Source organism: Alkalibacillus flavidus (assembly GCF_040545925.1).
Lineage (GTDB): Bacteria > Bacillota > Bacilli > Bacillales > Alkalibacillaceae > Alkalibacillus > Alkalibacillus flavidus.
This window is the reverse complement of the sequence record NZ_JBEPMX010000007.1, coordinates 63453-80248: the sequence shown is the minus strand read 5'-3', so window position 1 is coordinate 80248 and position 16796 is coordinate 63453. Positions and strand designations below refer to the sequence as shown.

20 protein-coding genes are annotated in these 16796 nt (G+C 40.4%); 14 read left to right on the top strand and 6 right to left on the bottom strand.

Translation table 11 applies throughout. The features are described from left to right. The first annotated feature begins 1 nt into the window (after position 1). The 8 genes from ABID56_RS08010 (at position 2) to ABID56_RS07975 (ending at position 6148) form a co-directional block, all read left to right on the top strand. Entirely contained in the window at positions 2 to 742 is a 741-nt protein-coding gene (locus ABID56_RS08010) for an AzlC family ABC transporter permease (protein ID WP_354220104.1), read from the top strand. Next, positions 739 to 1032: an AzlD domain-containing protein gene (locus ABID56_RS08005; RefSeq protein WP_354220103.1), complete on the top strand. Its 294-nt coding sequence runs from the start codon at positions 739 to 741 to the stop codon at positions 1030 to 1032. Before ABID56_RS08010 ends, ABID56_RS08005 begins: the two co-directional genes overlap by 4 nt. Before the next feature lie 16 nt (positions 1033 to 1048). Further along, positions 1049 to 1591, top strand: a complete 543-nt coding sequence (locus ABID56_RS08000) for a GNAT family N-acetyltransferase (protein WP_354220102.1) — start codon at positions 1049 to 1051, stop codon at positions 1589 to 1591. A 225-nt stretch (positions 1592 to 1816) separates the two neighbouring features. Next, on the top strand, positions 1817 to 2902 hold the full coding sequence (locus ABID56_RS07995; protein WP_354220101.1) for a hypothetical protein: 1086 nt from the start codon (positions 1817 to 1819) through the stop codon (positions 2900 to 2902). A 222-nt stretch (positions 2903 to 3124) separates the two neighbouring features. Beyond that, positions 3125 to 3364 carry an IDEAL domain-containing protein gene (locus ABID56_RS07990; protein WP_354220100.1) on the top strand — a complete coding sequence of 80 codons (240 nt, stop codon included), beginning with the start codon at positions 3125 to 3127 and terminating at the stop codon, positions 3362 to 3364. Positions 3365 to 3507: 143 nt separating this feature from the next. Continuing rightward, complete coding sequence (locus ABID56_RS07985) at positions 3508 to 4401, top strand: M15 family metallopeptidase (protein WP_354220099.1); 894 nt, start codon at positions 3508 to 3510, stop codon at positions 4399 to 4401. 77 nt (positions 4402 to 4478) lie between these two features. After that, complete coding sequence (gene fumC, locus ABID56_RS07980) at positions 4479 to 5870, top strand: class II fumarate hydratase (protein ID WP_354220098.1); 1392 nt, start codon at positions 4479 to 4481, stop codon at positions 5868 to 5870. Positions 5871 to 5935: 65 nt separating this feature from the next. Further along, entirely contained in the window at positions 5936 to 6148 is a 213-nt protein-coding gene (locus ABID56_RS07975) for an alpha/beta-type small acid-soluble spore protein (RefSeq protein ID WP_354220097.1), read from the top strand. A gap of 276 nt (positions 6149 to 6424) precedes the next feature. On the opposite strand, the gene ABID56_RS07970 is transcribed toward ABID56_RS07975, so the two are convergent. After that, positions 6425 to 6610, bottom strand: a complete 186-nt coding sequence (locus ABID56_RS07970; protein ID WP_354220096.1) for a hypothetical protein — start codon at positions 6608 to 6610, stop codon at positions 6425 to 6427. 132 nt (positions 6611 to 6742) lie between these two features. On the opposite strand from ABID56_RS07970, the gene ABID56_RS07965 reads away from it, so the two are divergent. Beyond that, positions 6743 to 7876, top strand: coding sequence for a DUF445 domain-containing protein (locus ABID56_RS07965; RefSeq protein WP_354220095.1), 1134 nt, complete (start codon positions 6743 to 6745; stop codon positions 7874 to 7876). Between the two features lie 79 nt (positions 7877 to 7955). Then, entirely contained in the window at positions 7956 to 8312 is a 357-nt protein-coding gene (locus ABID56_RS07960; RefSeq protein ID WP_354220094.1) for a YlbF/YmcA family competence regulator, read from the top strand. Between the two features lie 49 nt (positions 8313 to 8361). Here ABID56_RS07960 and ABID56_RS07955 read toward each other — a convergent pair whose 3' ends face one another. Further along, on the bottom strand, positions 8362 to 8547 hold the full coding sequence (locus tag ABID56_RS07955) for a YhzD family protein (RefSeq protein WP_354220093.1): 186 nt from the start codon (positions 8545 to 8547) through the stop codon (positions 8362 to 8364). A 161-nt stretch (positions 8548 to 8708) separates the two neighbouring features. Here ABID56_RS07955 and ABID56_RS07950 point away from each other — a divergent pair, with 161 nt between their 5' ends. The 3 genes from ABID56_RS07950 to yhaM are packed head-to-tail and all read left to right on the top strand — an operon-like array spanning position 8709 to position 13836. Beyond that, positions 8709 to 9923 carry a metallophosphoesterase family protein gene (locus tag ABID56_RS07950; protein WP_354220092.1) on the top strand — a complete coding sequence of 405 codons (1215 nt, stop codon included), beginning with the start codon at positions 8709 to 8711 and terminating at the stop codon, positions 9921 to 9923. Between the two features lies 1 nt (position 9924). Beyond that, entirely contained in the window at positions 9925 to 12861 is a 2937-nt protein-coding gene (locus ABID56_RS07945) for an ATP-binding protein (protein ID WP_354220091.1), read from the top strand. Positions 12862 to 12897: 36 nt separating this feature from the next. Continuing rightward, positions 12898 to 13836: a 3'-5' exoribonuclease YhaM gene (gene yhaM, locus ABID56_RS07940; RefSeq protein ID WP_354220090.1), complete on the top strand. Its 939-nt coding sequence runs from the start codon at positions 12898 to 12900 to the stop codon at positions 13834 to 13836. Between the two features lie 40 nt (positions 13837 to 13876). Here yhaM and ABID56_RS07935 read toward each other — a convergent pair whose 3' ends face one another. After that, on the bottom strand, positions 13877 to 14758 hold the full coding sequence (locus ABID56_RS07935) for a peptidylprolyl isomerase (protein ID WP_354220089.1): 882 nt from the start codon (positions 14756 to 14758) through the stop codon (positions 13877 to 13879). A gap of 143 nt (positions 14759 to 14901) precedes the next feature. Between ABID56_RS07935 and ABID56_RS07930 the strand changes: the two genes are divergently transcribed. Continuing rightward, positions 14902 to 14991, top strand: coding sequence for a YjcZ family sporulation protein (locus ABID56_RS07930; protein ID WP_354220088.1), 90 nt, complete (start codon positions 14902 to 14904; stop codon positions 14989 to 14991). 260 nt (positions 14992 to 15251) lie between these two features. Here ABID56_RS07930 and ABID56_RS07925 read toward each other — a convergent pair whose 3' ends face one another. The 3 genes from ABID56_RS07925 to ABID56_RS07915 form a co-directional block, all read right to left on the bottom strand. After that, entirely contained in the window at positions 15252 to 15431 is a 180-nt protein-coding gene (locus ABID56_RS07925) for a hypothetical protein (RefSeq protein ID WP_354220087.1), read from the bottom strand. 36 nt (positions 15432 to 15467) lie between these two features. Further along, a complete protein-coding gene (locus ABID56_RS07920) occupies positions 15468 to 16010 on the bottom strand; it encodes a DUF3267 domain-containing protein (protein WP_354220086.1) in 543 nt (180 codons plus the stop codon). Between the two features lie 123 nt (positions 16011 to 16133). Further along, positions 16134 to 16661: an HTH-type transcriptional regulator Hpr gene (locus ABID56_RS07915; protein ID WP_354220085.1), complete on the bottom strand. Its 528-nt coding sequence runs from the start codon at positions 16659 to 16661 to the stop codon at positions 16134 to 16136. Positions 16662 to 16796: the final 135 nt, after the last annotated feature.

Here is a 16796-nt window from a genome sequence, read left to right as displayed (position 1 = left end):
TATGGGGGGAACATCAGTAGCAAATGAACAAAGTCAGGGCCAGACACGGTTATTAGCAGTGAAGAGAGGAGCGATGGCTGGCTTTCCGATTTTTCTCGGATATTTACCTATTGCGATTGCTTATGGTGTTTTAGCGCAACAATCGGGTCTGTCGACATTTGAAACGACGATGATGAGTGTATTAGTTTTTGCGGGGGCTGCCCAGTTTATGGCAGCGAATATGTTTGCACAAGGTGCGATTGCCATACAAATTATTGTGGCGACATTTGTCTTAAACTTCCGCCATTTTATTATGAGTATGTCATTTGTGAATAAAATTCGAGAATTTCCAATGCGTTGGAAGTTTGGTTTGACGCTCGGTTTAACAGATGAAACATTTGCTGTATCATCGCTTAATGGTGATGAAGCTAAAAATCAACACAGTAAGTTTTACTTTTTAGCATTAATCTTAGTCGCTTATGTGTCTTGGGTGTTTGGTAGTTTCTTGGGTGCAATATTAGGGGACGCGTTACCTCAGACGTTAAGCGATAGTATGGGCATTGCGTTATATGCAATGTTCATCGGATTACTCGTGCCATCAGTGAAAAAAGAATGGCGTGTCGGTGTGATTGCGATCTCAGCGATGGCTGTGAACTATGTGTTGATGAATGTGATGCAAATGGAAGTCGGCTGGGCTATTGTTGTATCAACGATTTTAGCAAGTTTGCTTGGAATTGTTATCATGAAGGAGGATGAGGCATGATTTTAGCAACGATTATTGGAATGGCGATTGTGACAATGGTGCCTCGTTTTATCCCGGCTTTTATCATGGAAAAAGTGCAGCTAAGACCATGGTTGAATAGGTGGCTTAATGCAATTCCATTTGCAGCATTGGGGGGCTTGATTTTCCCAAGTATATTAACAGTCATACCTGATGAGCCTTGGATCGGGTTGCTTGGCGGTGTCGTCGCTGTGATCATTGCGTTATTTAACGTGAACGTCATTTTTGCAGTGATTGGTGCTATTGCAACAGTGTTTTTATTAACCTTTTAATGAGTAGGTGATAGTGATGAATATAAGACGAGCGACGGTGGAGGATGCAGCGCAAATTGCACAAATCCACGAACAAACGTGGGTTGATACATATCAACCGATTATCGAGCATGATGATTTGCAACAAATTACGTCGTTTGAGCATCGACAAATTATGTGGGAAACGACGCTTCAGACGAACCACCATGTTTTTGTGTTAGAAACATCAGAAGGGAAAATTGTCGGGTTCATAGCTGGTGGTCAGGCACGTGCGGATTATTTAGATGTTGATGGTGAGATTTATAATATTTATGTCTCCCCGCATTACCAATCAGGTGGTCACGGTAGGCGCTTACTCCAGGCGTTTGTCGAAGAATGTGAACAGTTAGGTTTCGAATCACTTCTCGTCTGGATATTAACGGATAACCCGAATGGCGAATTTTACGTTAAATTAGGTGCTCGCCCGATTGAAGCAGAAAATGTCACAATCGGAAAAGGAACGTATGAAGAAACGGCTTATGGCTGGTCGAATATTGACGATTTAAAAGAGAAACTGATGTCGTCACATTCGAAGTCGTAACGGCTACCGTGTGGATATGATTATTGGAAGTACGGCCCTGTTGGTGAACGACCAGCAGGGCTTGATTTTTTAAAGCGGGTGCAACTATGAACGGCATGATCGGGTTTGTCACATTATTTGTACATCGTGAAGAATAATTATCCAAAAAATTTTTTCAAAAACCCCCAACTATTACCCTTTCTATCTCGTAGTGTATAAATAACAAAACATAGAAAGGATGATAACATGAAATTGAAATCACTCGTTTATTCCGTTCCAGCAGCGATGCTTACGGGTGCATTGTTCCTATCACCAATTGGAACGTTTGCGAACGAAAGTGCTGACGACACGGAGGAAACGAACCAAGATCAAGTGACTGAAGAAGATGAACAAAACGAAGAGCAAGTCGAGGAATCTGACGATCAAGAGGCGCAAGAGGAAGCGTCGATTGAAGAGCAATTATTTACTTATTATAAAGACGTGTCCGATCAATTAGCTGAAGCAATTGAAGATGAGGACACAGAGTTAGCCCAAGACATATTAGCTTGGTCTGTTGAAGAATTAGATTCAGCTTATGAAGCGTATCAAGCTGACGATTTAGAATCAGCACAAGCAACGTTAGATGAGGTATTAGCCGTTTTAGAAGAAGCGAAACAGGAAGATGCCTCTGAAGAAGAGGATTCTGAGGAAAGTGACGAAGGATCCGAAGAGTCTGAAGAAGATGAAGCGAAAGAGGAAGACGAAGAGAACGAAGAAGGCGAGAATGAATCAGATGATGAACGTGTCGTTGGACAAAACGTCTTATCTCTAGCAAAAGCAATGGAGGACAAAGGGAATCCTGTAGCGAAAGCAGCGTTAAAACGTAACATTGAACGTTCTTTAGACCGTTTAGAAGCAAAATATGATGAAGACAAGCTAGAGGCACTTCATGAATCATTAAATGACATCACAGATGAATTTAGTGAAGAAGAAAGTGAAGAAGGTTCTAAAGACGAAGAAGAAAGCGATGAAGAAGCAAATCGCGACGATGAAGACGACGATGACAACGAGCAAGACGAGCAAGAAGAAAATCGTGAAGAAGATGACGAACAAGAAGATGACGAGCTCGACGATGACGAACAAGAAGAAGCGCGCGAAGACGACGAACGCGATGAAACGGAAGACGATGTCACACAAAACCAAATGATGGAAGCGGACAATGAACGTGATGAAGAAGACGAAGAAGATGATGACCGTAAAGGACCACCTGAATTTGTGAAAGATAAATTTGACGGCAAAAAAGGCCCAGGTAAATCAAAAGGTAAAGGCAAAGGTGGCCCGAACGGTAAATAATAGTGGATTACTTTGCTAAGCAAAGTTCCTATATAACACCTCTCTCCCAATAAGTTGACCCTCATGCCGTCGTGTGTGAGGGTCTTCTTTTTTTATATAATTCGTCATTAAGTAAACACAAGACAAGAAATTTTGAATAAATTACAATAAAGGTTCAGAAAATTGTTGCAATTATCCTTGAAATTTAGGATAATATAAAAAAGGAGTAAGGGGGAAGGGGCTATGAAAAAACAGGTTACCTCTTATGTGCTCGTGAAGTATCAGTTTCCGAAAGATGTGGCCGTGAAAGCGCGTCGTGACATTCCGTACGAAGTGAAATTAGCATCGCGACTATTTTTGGATGAGTTAGTGTACACATTCAACAAACAGCGATTAGAAGAACAAATTAATCACGCGCTTGATCAAGGCGATGTTGAAACGTTTCTAGGTTTAAGTCAAGAATATGGTAAGTATGTTAAGTGAACTAAGGTGTTAAAGCTGCCTACTATTGAGGCAGCTTTTTTATGTTTATCATGATAAGCCATTGTCCCTAATATCGATGATACGTATTTGGTTTTATCTATTCGTATTATATAATAAAAGAAAAAGCGATAGGGGAATTGGAATTGAAACGACTTATAAGCATCTTAGGTATGGTATGCATCCTTGTAATCATTAGTGCATGTCAAAATGATACAGAAACAAAAATAGGACAAGAGGCATTAAACACAGAGGAATCGTTGGAAGAGAAGTCATCAATAGATGTTCAAGATGACAATGAAAATGAATCGACAGAAAATGATGGTACGGAACCTGATGACTCTAACTCGAATGAATCAGAATCAAATGATCAAGAATCTAATAATACGAGTGAATCAGATGAACAAGGGACGAATGATTCGAATAACTCTAACGAGACAACTAACGAGAATGACGCCGTGGTTGTTGACGACCCAACAGCGATGGACGTAGTCGTTAATAAAGATCGCAAATTGCCGGAAGGTTACGAACCACCTGATTTAACGGTGCCTGATGTCGAATTTCACGTCGTCGCAGAAGAACGTAAATATATGCGCGCGGAGTCAGCTAATGCGCTCGAATCGTTGTTCCAAGCAGCTAGTGAAGCGGGCCATCAGTTAGTCGGAATTTCTGGTTATCGTTCACAACAAACACAGGCGGCTGTCTTTGCCTCCAATGTCGAACGAAACGGCCGTGAACATGCCTTGCAATATTCGGCGCAACCAGGTCATAGTGAGCATCAGACAGGTTTGACGATGGATGTTTCGACAGCTAGCAATGATTATGCGTTAACAGAATCATTCGGGCAGACTCCAGCAGGTCAGTGGGTTGCTGATCATGCTCATGAACATGGCTTTGTCATTCGTTATCCAAAAGGGAAAAGTCATATTACAGGTTATGGCTATGAACCTTGGCATTTACGCTATTTCGGCGAATCGATTGCAACAGAAATTTATGAAGCAGGTTTAACTGTCGAAGAATATTACGGTTTAGTGGAATAAATCGTTTAAATTACACGAAAAAATGCTTATAATAAAAAGTGGTTATGATCGTTATTTAAAAAAAGGAGGATATCATCATGGAATATCGTATTGAACGCGATACATTAGGAGAAATGAAAGTACCTGCTGATAAGTATTGGGGCGCTCAGACGCAACGAAGCCTGCAAAACTTTCCAATCGGTAACGAAACGATGCCGACAGAAATTATTGAAGGGTTTGCCGTATTGAAAAAAAGTGCCGCGCGTGCCAATGAATCACTCGGCCTTTTAGAACAAGACAAAGCAGATGCGATCGCTCATGCTGCGGATCGTGTGTTGGCTGGTGAATTATTCGATCACTTTCCACTTGTCGTATGGCAAACAGGGAGTGGCACACAGTCCAATATGAACATGAACGAAGTACTTGCTTACGTCGGGAACGAATGGTTAGAACAACAAGGCAAAGAAGCACGCCTACATCCAAACGATGACGTTAATAAATCACAAAGTTCGAACGATACGTATCCGACAGCGTTACATATTGCAGCTGTAAAGAAAGTAGAAGATCACGTATTGCCAGCTTTAGAACAAATGAAGCAAACACTCAAAGAAAAATCCGATGCGTATTATGAAATTGTCAAAATCGGTCGTACGCACTTACAAGATGCGACGCCGTTAACACTGGGTCAAGAAATTAGTGGATGGCATCGCATGTTAGAGAAGACTGAGTCGATGATTAATGACTCGCTTAAATATGTCCGCGAAATTGCATTAGGCGGAACAGCAGTCGGAACGGGTATTAACGCCCATCCAGATTTTGCTGAAGTGGTCGCTGGCAAAATTAACGACGAGACTAACGGACAATTTATTTCAGCACCGAATAAATTCCATTCCCTAACGAGTCACGATGAACTTGTTCATGCGCACGGTGCACTAAAAGGGTTAGCAGCTGATGTCATGAAGATCGCGAATGACGTTCGTTGGTTAGCGAGTGGTCCGCGTTGTGGCATTGGTGAAATTGAAATTCCTGCGAATGAACCAGGTAGTTCGATTATGCCAGGCAAAGTGAATCCAACACAGAGTGAGGCGATCACAATGGTTGCGACACACGTCATGGGTAATGACGCTGCAATCGGTGTCGCAGCGAGTCAAGGTAACTTTGAATTGAACGTCTTTAAACCGATGATCGCCTATAACTTCTTGCAATCTTGCCAACTACTTGGTGACAGCATGAAGTCATTTGATGAGCGTTGTTTAGTTGGTTTAGAGCCGAATGAAAAAGAAATTAACGAAAACGTTAATGGATCGCTTATGCTCGTGACAGCGCTAAATCCGCATATCGGTTATGAAAATGCAGCGAAAATCGCGAAACACGCGCACGAAAACGACCAAACATTGCGCGAAGCAGCTGTCGATACAGGTATTCTTTCAGGTGAAGAATTCGATCGCCTCGTCGTACCGAAAGAGATGACGAAGCCAAACGCAAAATAACAAGAATTACCGTTATAATAAGCTCACTCCTGTTTACAATAAGGGTTACACAGGAGGTGAAGAACATGGCGCAAAACAACAATTCAAATCAACTTGTTGTACCTGGTGTTTCTCAAGCTTTAGACCAAATGAAAACGGAAATTTCACAAGAATTTGGTGTTCAGCTTGGACCAGATGCAACATCGCGTTCTAACGGGTCTGTCGGTGGTGAAATTACGAAACGCCTCGTTCAAATGGCTGAACAACAAATGAACGGCGGACAACCACCACAAGCCTAGCCATTGTTAACGGAATTATGTTTTTAGAAAGAGGGTCTTACATCGATAAGGCCCTCTTTCTTGTATGAGATACAGGTTTTTTGAGTGCGATTCGATTGATTTTGGGCTAGGATACGGCGAAAATGACCGCTCATACGGCGGAAATTGCTTGATTTACGGCGAAAATTTAAGATTATACGGCGATTTTTCCACATGATACGGCGATATCAGCTCAATTTACGGCGAAGTGACCGTAGGCTGCATCTTATATTCATTAAAATCGAGCTAGGCCTCAGCCTAGCTCTCATCATCTGCCTTCGAAAAAGGTTGATTATTTTTTCGGATATCGTGGGATTGTTCGATTTGTTGATGATCTTCAGTCGGGTTAACATAACCACCTGCAAGTCCTTCGTTAAGCATTCGTTCTACGTCTAAATCATACTCTTCACGTGGGTCGCGTTCATGTTTATCTCTTGATGTCATCAACACACCTCCTTTAGCGTGCTTATGATTAGTATAGACCAATTCAAAAAATCCATGCACAACGAGTCGCGTCGTATGGCAAAATGTGCTATGGTATGACACGTAGAATGTTGATAGGAAGAGGCGAGTCAAATGACAGGATTACTCATTATCATGATGGTCGCGATTGGCGCCTTAATTGGCGGGATGACGAATCATTTAGCGATCAAAATGTTATTCAAACCATATCGAGCCATTTATATAGGACGTTTCAAATTACCGTTCACTCCAGGGTTGATCCCGAAGCGTCAAGCGGAATTAGCCGAGCAACTCGGCCGTCTCGTGACATCCCATTTAGTAACAAATGATGCATTAAAACATAAAATTACCGACGAATCATTTCAACAATCTGTTATCGCGTCGATGCAAACGAAATATGATGAGCTTAAAGCGAATGATCATCGAACGATTGACGTGTTGCAAAAAGTTAAAACCGATTTAACCGTGGAACGTATCGATCACGATGTGAAGCATAAAATCACCGAACAATTGAAAAATATGTATGACCAAGAGCGAACGCGGACGATCAGCGATGTGTTACCAGAAAACGTCACGGCAACAATCGATGGGACATTACCGAAAGCGTCATCTTATATTCTCGAGCAAGTTGATCAATTTATTAATAGTCGTGAAGGGCAAAAGAAGCTGTCTGATGCTGCGACGCAATTTCTCGAAAACCAAGGCTTTCTCGGAAGCATGGTGTCTAATTACTTAGGAGAAGAAGGTTTGGTCGAAAAAATCACACCCGCGATTAATCAATTCATTCGATCTCATGACACTCATGAAACGGTCGAAACGATGTTGCGTGCGGAATGGCATAAATGGCAACACCTTGAACTCGCGAGTGTTCGTGATTATTTATTTGGCGATGATTTGGAACACAATGTCGCGACTTACATTGTTGATGAACTACGGGTCAAAGATTATTTAGAAGAGCCGGTTTCGACGTGGTTAACCCGCTTCGAAACTCCTGTAAAACAAGACGTGATCCCGAATGTTGCAACATTGTTACTAAACCAAATCGCCGATAACTTAGATTCAATTATGGAAACGCTCGATTTAAGTCAAATGGTCGAACAACAAGTGAGCCAATTTGATTTACACCGATTAGAAAAGATGGTGTTAGACATTTCTAGACGCGAGCTTAAAATGATCACCTATCTCGGAGCGTTGCTTGGTGGTATAATCGGTTTGGTGCAAGGAATTATTGTGATTTTTATTGGTTAAATGAGTTTTGACTATACAGACGTTCGAATCTCTGTTAAAGTAGGGTTCGAATATGTGCAAAGTTTCTAGGAGGTATATTGTGTCTAATATTTATGATTTAGCTAACGATTTAGAAAAAGGACTTCGCGAAAGCGAGGAATTCCAAGCGCTAAAAGATGCTTATGAAAAAGTGATGGAAGACCCTTCAACAAAGCAAATGTTTGATAATTTCCGCGATACACAACTTGAATTACAACAAAAGCAAATGCAAGGTGAAGAAATCACACAAGAAGAAGTTGAAAAAGCGCAACAAGTGGTTGAACTTGTTCAACAAAACGAAGATATTTCGAAACTAATGGAAGAAGAGCAGCGCCTTAACACATTAATCGGCGATGTGAGTAAGATCATTACGAAGCCATTAGAAGAATTATACGGTGAAGACGAGCAACAACAATAGCTCGTTAAACAAAGGCTGTCGCATAGTGCGGCAGCCTTTTACTATTTGATTAACGGTGAAATAATACGAGACGGCCATTTGGAGATACACAGCGGTGCGTCATTTCTTGATAATCGTGCTCTGCTAATTTTTCCTTTCCGATTGATGACGCTTGGTCATCGTTTTCAGCTTCAAATGTTTCATCTAATAAATTCTCACCTTTTTTTGAAAAGACGGTTAAAAAATATGTTTTCATGTTTGTCCTCCTCGATTTAATGTTACGCTACTTTAACTATATGGAAAGTCTTGAGTTTTGTAAATAGTCTGACGGCTCAAACAAAAAAATTTTTTATAACACCAATATCGAACGTGCATTCGTGTTTTGATTTTGGTAAAATAGTGGTGAGGAGGCGGAATATGAAAGAAACCATTCGATTTTTACATACAGCAGACCTCCATCTCGATAGTCCATTTAAAGGAATGCGAGATGTGCCAGGGGTCATTTTACAGGGTATACAATCCGCAACACTCAAGGCGTTTGACCGCATAATCGAGACTGCGATTCACGAGCAAGTCGATTTCGTTTTAATGGTCGGCGATGTGTTCGACGTTCAGTCTGCATCATTAAAGTCATTAGTGACGTTAAAACGTGGTTTGTCGCGCTTAGATGAAAGCGGCATTCATGTCTATATCAGCTTTGGTAATCATGATTACGACATGCTAAAAAAAGTGGATTTAACGTTGCCTGACAATACTTATATATTTCCGTCTGAAGAGGTGACAGTCACAACATTCGTTAAAGGCGATACAACCGTTTATATCTATGGCTTTAGTTATGAACATAGAGCCGTTACAGAACCGAAAGTCGTATCTTATGAACCCGTTCAAGCAGATGGTTATCATATCGCGACATTACATGGCAGCTTGCAGACGAATGCAGACCATGATGTGTATGCTCCATTTCAACTAGAAGAATTGAAAGCGAAACCGTTCGATTATTGGGCGCTCGGACATATCCATAAACGTGAACTATTAGCACAACGACCGTATATTGTTTACCCGGGAAATATTCAAGGACGTCATATGAAAGAAACAGGAGAAAAAGGGTGTTATGTTGTCGATATGTCGGGCGGACAAACACATCTACAGTTTCACCCGGTACATGAGATCGTTTTTTTAGATGAATCATATACAGCTTCAGCACAACAAGTCGATGAGTTAGTCCATGAATTAAAGGAGTATAAACAACGCTTACGCCAACAACATGGTAAAGTATGGTTGCGATTGCGTTTAATGGTGCATGATGCTCTCATGTCTTTCTCACATGAATTGTCACAATGGTTAAATGACCATGAGAAGGAAGAAGACGACTGGGTATGGGTAACGGAATTAAATGTAACACCGATTGTGCAGTATGACCGCAATCAATTAAAACAATCGAGTCAATTTGTTGGAGAAGTGCTGACGTTATTAGATGAGAAAGAAACGATCACACCTTATCTATCAGATTTATTACAACACCGGCAATTTAAACAAATAATAGGAACATTTTCAGATGACGATTTAAATGACATTCGCCATCAAGCTGAAGAAGTGGTGATCAATCAATTATTAAGTGATGGAAGGGATTAACGTGTGGATAAAACAGCTACAACTCGTGTCTTTTGGGAAATGGCGAAACCAAACGATCGATTTGCATCCTCAGTTTAATTATGTGTACGGACCGAATGAATCAGGGAAATCGTCATTACGTGCGTTTGTGACCTATGTTTTATTCGGTTTGTCTGCAACAGACCGTGACCATTACACATCCGTTGCAGACGGCCAACTCGGTGGACGATTGATTATAACAGATGATACATATGATTATACGATTGAGCGTCTGGCTCACCGAAATCGTGGTAAACGAACGGGCTATGTTCGTGGTGAAGTGATGACAGATGGACAAATTCAAGACGTGCTACACCATGTTGATTATGATTTGTTTCGGGCCATTTTTTCGTTTCAAGACCGTGATTTGAATGCGATTCGGCATCATCAATCAGAAGACATTGGCAAAATTTTATTCAACCTCGGTTTAACAGGGTCGGATGATATTGTCGATATCGAACAATCATTAACGAAACAAAGTGATAAACTGTTCAAAAAACAAGGTCGTAAACCGCCCGTTAACCAAGCGTTACAACAAGTGAAGACATTAAATGATGAAATTGAAAAAACGCAATCAAAAGAAGCTGACCATGCAACGCTTTATCAAGAAGCGAAACAACTCGAGTCGGATATTCAACACTTAAGAGATGAAGATGAACGACTAAAACACCGTATCGACGAGCTTCATCAATTGTTACAAGTGCAGGCGTCGATCGAACAGGTTCAGTCACTTGACCGCGAAATGGCATCACTGCTCGACCATACACATTTATCACAAGATATGATTGAACGGTATGAAACGGTGAAGGCAAAACGGCAAGAACGTGACGAGCGGGCTCAACTCTTAATGTCGAAAATGTCGGAAGTCAAAACGGAACGCAATCGGTTAATGGCGCAATCAAAGAAAGATCATTTTCCGTTCACGTTAGATGAAATTCAAGAATGGACAGTAGAGTGGGAACATAAACAGAAGCAATGCCATGATTTAACCGAACAAATTCGAGACAAAGACAAACAATTGTCGGATATGCGCTTACCTGTTGAAAATGATACGTTAAGAACGTTAGCTGTCAGTGATTACACACGTCAAACGTGGTCCCGTTTAGCCTATGACTTACAAGCCAATGCCGAAAAACTAGGTGACTTAGAACGACGTAAGCGGGTTAAATTAGATGAGTTAAAAGCATTAGAGACAAAACAACAAGCCATTAAAGCTCAACAATTAGAAGAATATAAACGACAGGAGATGGAACAACAACTCGAGCAAGTCCAACGCGATATTGCCTCAGAACAGGTGAAAGTATTTAGTCGATCAGCCAATCATGCCTCGTCTAACCAGCCGTTAATGAACGGGTCAAAATGGATTGTGCTATTGCTTGCGACGATTTTAGCTGGAGCGATGTGGTCTGGCTTATTCGGTGATATAAGTGTTTTTTGGCCGTTTGTTGTTATTGGAACAGGCGGGTTGTTATCATACGGATTACACCGACAATTTCAAACGAAAACAGTTCCACGTGAGCGGGAACTTGGGGAACACGATGATTTACAACAATCGAATGCCCTTTATGAGACAAAAAGAACACTTGAAGCGTCTTTGCGCGAGGATGACGAAATCCAAACTGAACGACGCCAAAGACAATCGACCATTGATTATGTCAATGGTGAGCTTCGCGATATTGAAGCAGAACGATTGCAAATTGAAGAACGTTTAGACGATTTGGAAGCGAAACAAACAGTGGAATTAGACCGGCATCCGTGGCTAGAACGATATGAACTTGAGCAGTGGGATGATTTAGCTCAACAGCTAATTAATGGTCAACGGCTACTCGAAGATATGGATCAACTACAACATTCAGCGCAATCAATAGAAGCGTCTTTATCTTATATTAGAGAGCAGTTGCAGCGATTTTTATCTTATTACATGGATCATTACAATTGGCAAGACGATGAGACGTCGATTCAATTAGTCCGAGAATATTTGAACCAAGAACGTGACATCAATGAGCACATTCGCCAACAGCATTACTGGTTAGAAGAACTTGAAAAACAACTTCAAGAGCTAAATGATGAGTTCCAACCGTATGATCAAGCGATGCAAGACATGTTATCAGAAGTAGATGCTGCTAATGAAACAGAACTAGATGATGTGATTCAAGCATTTGCAACTTATAAGGAATTGGATGAGAAAAGGCAAGCAGCTTATACACATGTTAAACGATTGTTTGGTGACATGACAGATGATCTTTTAACGGAAACGTTCCATTGGGGAATGCTGGAACGTGAACGGGATGAATTAAAACAAGAGCGTGACAAAAAACAAAACGAATTAGAACAAAAGCGTCAACGCTTAGCTGATTGCTCGGCACATATAAAACAAATGGAAGAAGATGGTCGTTTATCAGATTTAATTCACGAACGGTCTAAAGTAGAAGATGAAGTGAAGACGTTGGCGAAAGAATGGGCCGTTCTACAAACGGCAAAAGGACTCATTCAAGAAACAAAAGCGCGCTATCAGCATGACTATTTGCCGAATGTGTTAAAGCATACGGCTCATATGTTTAATACGTTAACAGGTGGGTCTTATCACGAAGTACAATTTTCGCGTGAAGAAACATTGATGGTGCACCATCGAAATGGGGTCTGGTTTGATGTGAAGCAATTATCTGATGGAACGGCAGATCAGTTGTATGTTTCGCTACGTTTAGCGTTGAATGCATCATTGCACGATTCCAAACGTTTTCCGTTTATTTTAGACGATGCGTTTGTTCATTTTGATGGTGAACGGTACGAACGTATGATGTCGATGTTAATCAATCAAGCAAAGGAACAACAAATGATTTATTTTGCTTGCGAACCATACGAAGACGATTCTTCTATTTATACCGTTCATATAAATGAAGGTCAAGCGGTGACAGGTTAGAATAGAACGTAAACTTAAGTAAAGGAGTGCGATTACATGACACAAGGTATAGCGAATCGAGAAGTAGGCGATCAGTTTGAAGGGTTTTTATTAATTAAATCAGTCGACAAAGGAGTCGCGAGTAACGGCAAACCGTTTCTCACCATTATATTCCGTGACCGAAGTGGAGAGATTGAAGCTAAATTGTGGGATGCCGCGAAAGAAGACGAGGAAACCTTTTTAGCTGAAGCGATTGTCCATGTGCAAGGTGACATTAAACAATTTCGTGGTAAACATCAGCTCAACGTTCGGCAAATCCGTTTAGCGAATGAAATGGACGGTGTCCGGATCGACGATTTCATCGAAAAAGCGCCAGTTGACCTTGATGAAATGAAAGACTATTTATCACAGATGATTTTCGCGTTAGAAAATCCAAATATTCAACGCATTGTTCGCCAAATTTTAAAGAAATATAATGATGACCTATTTACCTATCCAGCAGCAACGAAAAATCACCACGAATATGCGTCAGGCTTAATGCATCACATCGTCAGTATGCTCAAAATTGCGCAACAGATGAAAGGGTTATATCCTGAATTGAATACCGACTTATTGTATTCAGGAATTATTTTGCACGACATCGGTAAAATTAAAGAACTATCGTCGCCAGCTTCGCCAACATACACGTTGGAAGGAAAAATGTTGGGGCATATTTCGATGATGGTTGAAGAAATTAAACTAACGGCTCAAGAACTCGGTATTGATGGTGAGGAAGTGTTATTGTTACAACACTTAGTGTTAAGTCATCATGGTAAAAATGAATGGGGAAGTCCGAAAACGCCGATTTTACGTGAAGCGGAAATGCTACACCAAATTGATATGATTGATGCAAAAATGAACATGGTTAATCGCGCGTTAGAGAAAGTCAATCCAGGTGAGTTCACCGATCGAATCTTTCCTATGGAAAACAGACAATTTTATAAGCCGACGATTTAAGTGTATAAAAAGACCGCCCGATAAGCTTGGGCGGTTAATTTTATGATTCGCTGTTTTCACTGTCATCTTCTGTTTGAAATAAATGGTCGAGATCGTCGTCTTGAATCGTGACATCGGCATCATTAATGACACCATTAATAATGCTGCTCAGTTCATCTTGTGATACTTGGGAAGCGAGCAGGTTTTCACGTATTTGTGCTTCCATATCTTCAAATGAACCCAATTCTACGTCAGCTTCACGCTTGTCCTCTACTAAAATGACGTGCCAACCGTGGCGCGTTTCAACAGGTTCGCTTATCTCATCAACTTCGAGTGAAAACGCAGCTCGCTCAAATGGTAACACCATATCGCCACCTGTGAAATAGCCAAGGTCGCCGCCAGAATTAGCCGATCCGTCAATTGAATATTCTTCAGCTAAGCTTGCAAAATCATCTCCACTATTATAACGTTCTATCACTTCTTCTGCCGTACTCTTCTCCTCGACTAAAATGTGACGCGCTTTAATTTCTTGCTGCATATTGTCATAACGCATTCTCACATCGTCATCTGAGACATTCAAATCCTCCGTAGCCGCTTGAAATTCGAGCTGACTCATATAAAAAGCATTTCGAAATTCTTCTTCATTGTCGTAGCCTTGTTGATTAAGAAATTGTTCGAATTGAGGCCCGATTTGATCTTTAAAACTTGCAATTTCATCATCGATTTCTTCTTCAGAAACATCGTATTGCGATTCGAGGACCATTTTTTTCGTCATCTCGCGTAAAACATCTTCTCCGTAACGGTCTTTTAGTTCTTGATAAAACTCATCTTGCGTAATATTACCTGCTTCAGATTCAACGACCACTTCTTCGTCCGATTGACAGGCGGTCATGAACAGCATGGCAACAAACAATACAAACAATAGACTGATAATCTTTTTCACCGTGATTCCCCCTATAGTCTCTTTTTACACTGATAAATATACCATAAAAAAAGAAACGAGGCATCAATCAACTTGACGGTAGCCTAATCAAACAGTTCTGTTATGCCATATATTACACTAGTCATGTTATGGGAGGTGAGAATATGAGTCATGGTAGCAACTATAGCAGTGGCTTTGCGTTAATCGTCGTCTTGTTTATTCTTCTCATTATTGTGGGTGCTGCATGGTACTAAAATAAGACGAAAAAAAGGTTGATCCGCCACGTGTGCGGATCAACCTTTTTCATTCATTATGGCTTTGTTAAAATCCGTCGTTGATATTGTGATCCGCTGTCGGTGGACGCTTTCCGACGACCCGGATGGTCTAGTGTCGACGTTGGCCACAGGACGTGACCGCTTTTAGTCGACCAGGAGTCGCCACCTTCGCTTCTCACAATTCAACAACTCAGTGCTAAATCAATCAAAATCAACACTAAACTGTAACATAGCTTTCATTATAAATAATTCACTTCATAATAGGATGAGATGAGTAAGACAAGCATTGAAATATTGATCATACGATAAACTTTAACGCTTTTTTCGTTAGACATCTCTGATTTTGTACAAAACTTTTGGGTCATACGATTAAATGCGTAAAAAATAAATAACGCAAATGGTACATAAAACAGTAACAAAGTTTCCCCTCCTAATGACTCACCATCATACTACGTTTATGGAGAACGAACGAGAATATCATAGTTGTGTTTTGATTTTTCTACTATACATTTCTTAGGTGCTCTAATAAAGAATGATAACATTAACCAATCCGTAAGTGAAATGCCAATATGAATCGACGTAAACACAATTAAAATTGGATAATACGATGGAAATACATTCGCCAGAACTAAGAGCGGTAACGTCAAAACAACGGTAGGGGCTACCATCATAATAATTGACGTCCGTTTAGATAAACTTGAGCGCATTTTAATTTTAAGAAATGGCATGTAACGATATTTGAAATACCAGTTTAATTTAAATTCTTTACTTGTAAACGTAATTGGCAATGCATGGGCCAACTTGTGTAATATGGGTAAGGTTATAAGCCCTAACAACACTTGCCACAGTGCCGGGTCGTGTAATGGAACGCTATGATGTAATAGCGAAAACGGTATGAATAACACAATAAAGGACATAATACCGAGAAAAACCGACATGATTTTGAGTCGATTTTGGCCGAATTCTTTTGAAATGTTGATCGTTTTCCAACAAGTCATTGTAAGGGCCCCCTTTTTATTTGAAATTAGGCATGACAACAGACAATCAATGTCTATTACAAGGGAGATAATACGCCTTACAAAGAAAAAATTCAACCCTTTCAACTAAAAAATTATAAGAGTTTAATATTCGGCTTTAATGCTTGCGATGGAGCGGTCTAAAATGTCTAAATATTCGTCGCCATAAATCTCTTTAACGATCGCTTCTAAGTCTTGAAATTCTGGAAAGCGTCCATATAAATCTTTCAGTGGTAATGAAGCTTTCATAACCGTGTTTTTATCGGTACCCGCAGCGTGAGCTTCCATCGTCTCTTCGAATAACCGTTTACCTTCATCGGTTAGCTCCACATAGGTGTTTCGTTTGTCTTCTTCGCGTTTAGAGAAGGTAAGTAGTTGTCTAGCTTCTAATTTTTTCGAGAAATTGAAAGCTGTTGAGACGTGCATAATACCAAATTGAGAGATCTCAGAAATGCTCGCTCCATTTAAATGATAACAAATCCACAAAATATGATGTTCGTTGAGGTTTAAATCAAACGGTTTCACCCAATTTTGCCAATCTTTTTCGATTTGCTTCCAAATGGCTTTTGATAACTGAGCCATTTTGTGTGAATATAAAATAGCTTCTTGTAATGAATAAGATTTTTCGCTCACATCAACGACTCCTTTTAATGATTATAGTAGTTCTTATCATTATACCCTTCATTTGTCTGGATGTAACGTGTCAACGCTCATTCGACAAAAGTGTTATGACTTGAGTTTTTTTATATTTTAACATATGATAAAGAA

Coding starts and splice junctions, on each gene's coding strand:
- ABID56_RS08010 (WP_354220104.1), top strand. CDS start 2: ATGGGGGGAACATCAGTAGCAAATGAACAAAGTCAGGGCCAGACACGG.
- ABID56_RS08005 (WP_354220103.1), top strand. CDS start 739: ATGATTTTAGCAACGATTATTGGAATGGCGATTGTGACAATGGTGCCT.
- ABID56_RS08000 (WP_354220102.1), top strand. CDS start 1,049: ATGAATATAAGACGAGCGACGGTGGAGGATGCAGCGCAAATTGCACAA.
- ABID56_RS07995 (WP_354220101.1), top strand. CDS start 1,817: ATGAAATTGAAATCACTCGTTTATTCCGTTCCAGCAGCGATGCTTACG.
- ABID56_RS07990 (WP_354220100.1), top strand. CDS start 3,125: ATGAAAAAACAGGTTACCTCTTATGTGCTCGTGAAGTATCAGTTTCCG.
- fumC (WP_354220098.1), top strand. CDS start 4,479: ATGGAATATCGTATTGAACGCGATACATTAGGAGAAATGAAAGTACCT.
- ABID56_RS07975 (WP_354220097.1), top strand. CDS start 5,936: ATGGCGCAAAACAACAATTCAAATCAACTTGTTGTACCTGGTGTTTCT.
- ABID56_RS07970 (WP_354220096.1), bottom strand. CDS start 6,610: ATGACATCAAGAGATAAACATGAACGCGACCCACGTGAAGAGTATGAT.
- ABID56_RS07965 (WP_354220095.1), top strand. CDS start 6,743: ATGACAGGATTACTCATTATCATGATGGTCGCGATTGGCGCCTTAATT.
- ABID56_RS07955 (WP_354220093.1), bottom strand. CDS start 8,547: ATGAAAACATATTTTTTAACCGTCTTTTCAAAAAAAGGTGAGAATTTA.
- ABID56_RS07950 (WP_354220092.1), top strand. CDS start 8,709: ATGAAAGAAACCATTCGATTTTTACATACAGCAGACCTCCATCTCGAT.
- yhaM (WP_354220090.1), top strand. CDS start 12,898: ATGACACAAGGTATAGCGAATCGAGAAGTAGGCGATCAGTTTGAAGGG.
- ABID56_RS07930 (WP_354220088.1), top strand. CDS start 14,902: ATGAGTCATGGTAGCAACTATAGCAGTGGCTTTGCGTTAATCGTCGTC.
- ABID56_RS07920 (WP_354220086.1), bottom strand. CDS start 16,010: ATGACTTGTTGGAAAACGATCAACATTTCAAAAGAATTCGGCCAAAAT.